Source organism: Streptomyces niveiscabiei (assembly GCF_001419795.1).
In the GTDB taxonomy this organism is placed as follows: domain Bacteria; phylum Actinomycetota; class Actinomycetes; order Streptomycetales; family Streptomycetaceae; genus Streptomyces; species Streptomyces niveiscabiei.
Genome location: NZ_LIRL01001206.1, coordinates 1 through 3,442, shown reverse-complemented (window position 1 = coordinate 3,442; position 3,442 = coordinate 1). Strand labels below are relative to the sequence as shown.

The 3,442-nt window shown below is 74.3% G+C and carries 2 protein-coding genes; both read right to left on the bottom strand.

Annotated elements, in window-relative coordinates; translation table 11 throughout:
* Window positions 1-2,502 (bottom strand): ABC transporter permease (locus AOK24_RS42075; protein WP_055725148.1); only part of this gene is annotated, 2,502 nt, incomplete at its 3' end.
* A 2-nt stretch (window positions 2,503-2,504) separates the two neighbouring features.
* Window positions 2,505-3,442 (bottom strand): ABC transporter ATP-binding protein (locus AOK24_RS42070; protein WP_420876730.1); only part of this gene is annotated, 938 nt, incomplete at its 5' end.

Genomic DNA, 3,442 nt, shown 5'->3' with positions numbered 1-3,442 from the left:
CACCACCCCGACCACCGCCGAGCCGACCACCACCGCGACGACCGTCCCCCACGGGATCGCCAGCACCCCCATCCCCTGCAACGCCAGCACCTGCTGGATACACACCCCCCACACCATCCCCAGCGCGAGGCCCAGGACCGCGCCGAACACCGCGATCACCACCGACTCCAGCCGGATCATCCGCCGCAACTGCCGCCGGGCCAGCCCGATCGCCCGCAACAGGCCGATCTCCCGGGTCCGTTCGACCACCGACAGCGCGAGCGTGTTGACGACGCCGAGCACCGCGATGACGATCGCCAGGCCCAGCAGCGCGTACACCAGGTAGAGCAGCACCGCGATCTGGTCGTGCACCAGCTTCTTGTAGTCGGCCTGGTCACGGACCTGGACCTGCGGGTACGGGTCCAGCGTCCGCTCCAGCGCCCCGCGCAGCGCGTCCGCGCCCGTCCCCGGCGCCGCGTCCACGTACACCGCGGACTCCTGGCCGCCCGGCACGAACCGCTCGACCGTCGCGAGCCCCAGGAACAGCCCGCCCCGCGCGCCGAAGCCCTCCGCGGCGTCCTGGTCGGTGAGCGCGCCGACCGTCAGCTCCGTACGCCGCTCGCCCGGGAACTCGGTCGGCAGGACGCTGCCGATCCGTACGCCGTGCTCGCGCGCGAAGTCCACGTCCATCGCCACGTGCCCGGCCGCCAGGGCCGCCGCCGTGTCGCCCCGCGTGTACGTGATGTGCGCGACCTCGTCGAGCCGGGGGTCGTAGCCCGCGGCCGTCGTCTCGACGCGCCTGCCGTCCGGGAGGCGGACCGCGAGCGGCGCGAAGCGGGCACGGACCGCGAGCCCCACGCCCTCGGTCGCCCTGATCCGGTCGGTGACCTCCTTCGAGAACGGGGTGAAGTTGCCGTTCTGGACGACGAAGTCCGCGCCGAGCGTCCTGTCGATCTGCCGGTCGAAGGACGCCGACATCGACGCGCTCGCCACCGACATCCCGCCGACCAGCGCGAGCCCCACCATCAGCGCGGACGCCGTCGCGCCCGTCCGGCGCGGGTTGCGCAGGGCGTTGCGCTGGCTCATCCGGCCCACCGAGCCGAACAGGGCCGGGAACGCGCCGCCGAGGACCCTGATCACCGGGCGGACCAGCAGGGGGCCCGCCACGACCGTCGCCAGCAGGGTGAGGACGACGCCCAGGCCCAGGAGCGACGCCGCCGACGCCGTTTCCGTCGCCGCCGCGCAGCCCGCCAGCGCCGCCGCGCCGAGTGCGGCCAAGGCCGCGCCCACGATCGCCCGCACCCGCAGGGGGCGGCCCACGCCGGCGACCTCCGCGTCCGCGAGCGCCGCCATCGGGGAGACGGCCGCCGCCCGGCGCGCGGGCAGGTACGCGGCGGCGAACGTGACACCGACGCCCACCGCGTACGCCGCGACCGGCGTCGGCCAGCCGATCACCATCTCCGTCGTCTTCAGGTTCATCCCGAACACCGACATCAGCTTGATCAGGCCCAACGCCAGGCCGATGCCCGCCGCGAGGCCCAGGGTGGAGCCGGTGAGGCCCAGCAGGACGGCTTCCGTCAGGACCGAGCGGCGCACCTGGCGGCGGTCCGCGCCCAGCGCCCTCAGCAGGCCCAGCTCCCTGGTGCGCTGGGCGATCAGCATCGAGAACGTGTTGACGATCAGGAACACGCCGACGAGGACGGCGATGCCCGCGAAGCCCAGCATCACGTACTTGATCACGTCCAGGAACCCGCCGAGCTGCTCCGCCGAGGACTTCGCCTGCTCGCCGGCCGTCTTCACGTCGTACGGGCCCGCGCTGAGGGCGCCCGCCACGCGTGCCTTGAGGGCCTCGTCCGACACGCCCGGCGCCGCCCTCAGCTCGATCGCGGTCGCCCGGTCCGCCGAGCCGAGCAGCTGGGTGGCCGCGACCTCCGGGTCCAGGAAGAGGAGGGCCGCGCCGGGGTTGGTGGTCGTGAAGGTGACGATCCCCACGACGGTGACCCGGAACGTGCCCGGCTGCGCCATCACCGTCAGCCGGTCGCCGGTCCGTACGCCCTTCTTGTCGGCCGTGTCCGCGTCCAGCAGGGCTTCCCCGGCGCCGCGCGGGGGCCTGCCGGAGGTCAGTTCCACCGGGCTGCGGTCGGTGAGGTGCCAGTCCAGGGCGATGGTGGGGGCGCCTGCCGTCGGACCGACCGGGTCGTTCTCCGCGTCGACGACCGTCGCGTTCTCGACGCTCACCTCCGCGTGCGCGCCCGCCACGCCGGGGATCGCCGCGAGGCGCTTCTCCAGGGCGGCGGGGAGGGTCTGGACGGCGCCGGTCGGGACCGCCGAGGTGAGGTCGTTCCTCGGCGCCACCGTCACGTCCGCCGAGGTGGAGGCGAAGAGGCGGTCGAACGTCCGCGTCACGGTGTCCGAGAAGATCAGGCTGCCCGCCACGAACGCGACCGACAGGACGACGGCGAGCGCGGAGAGCAGAAGCCGGCCCTTGTGGGCGAGGAAGCTGCGGAGGGTGGCCTTGAGCATGGTCAGCCCTCCGCGCGGGGGTCGGAGCGAGGGGCCGGGAGGGGATCGCCGGCCGCGGCTTCTGTCGGACCTGGGCCTCGCCGGTGGTCGGCGTCGGCGGTCGCCGGATCTCCCGCGAGGGCTTCGCGGGCAGGCCGCTCCCGCCCGCGCACCTCGCCGTCCCCCACGCCGGGCTCCGCCTCCACTCCGGCCGACTCCCGCACCCCCTCTGCCTCCGGCGCCGTACCGCCCCCGCCCGCGAACAGGCGCAGTCGCTCCAGCACCCCTTCCGCCGTGGGCCGTTCCATGTCCTCCACGATGCGGCCGTCCGCCAGGAACAGGACCAGGTCGGAGTGGGCGGCGGCGGTCGGGTCGTGGGTGACCATCACGACCGTCTGGCCCAGGGAGTCCACCGCCTGGCGGAGGATCGCGAGGACCTCCAGGCCCGCGCGGGAGTCGAGGTTGCCGGTGGGCTCGTCGGCGAAGACCAGGTCGGGGCGGGAGACCAGGGCGCGGGCGCAGGCGACGCGCTGCTGCTGGCCGCCGGAGAGCTGGGCGGGGCGGTGCTTGAGGCGGTCGCGCAGGCCCAGGGTGCCGATGATCTCGGCCAGCCACTCCTGGTCCGGCCTGTGGCCCGCGATGTCCATCGGGAGCGTGATGTTCTCCGCCGCCGTCAGCGTCGGGATCAGGTTGAACGACTGGAACATGAAGCCGACCCGGTCGCGCCGCAAGCGGGTCAGCTCGCGGTCGCCCAGAGCCGTGATCTCCGTGTCGCCCAGCCAGACGCGGCCCGCCGAGACCGTGTCCAGACCGGCCAGGCAGTGCATCAGCGTCGACTTGCCCGACCCCGAGGGGCCCATCACCGCGCCGAGTTCTCCATCCCCCCCGGTGAGGCCCTCGGCGGTATGGGCCCCTCGGGGTCGGGGAAGTCGGCGCCGCTGCACTGCCTCGCGGGGATCGT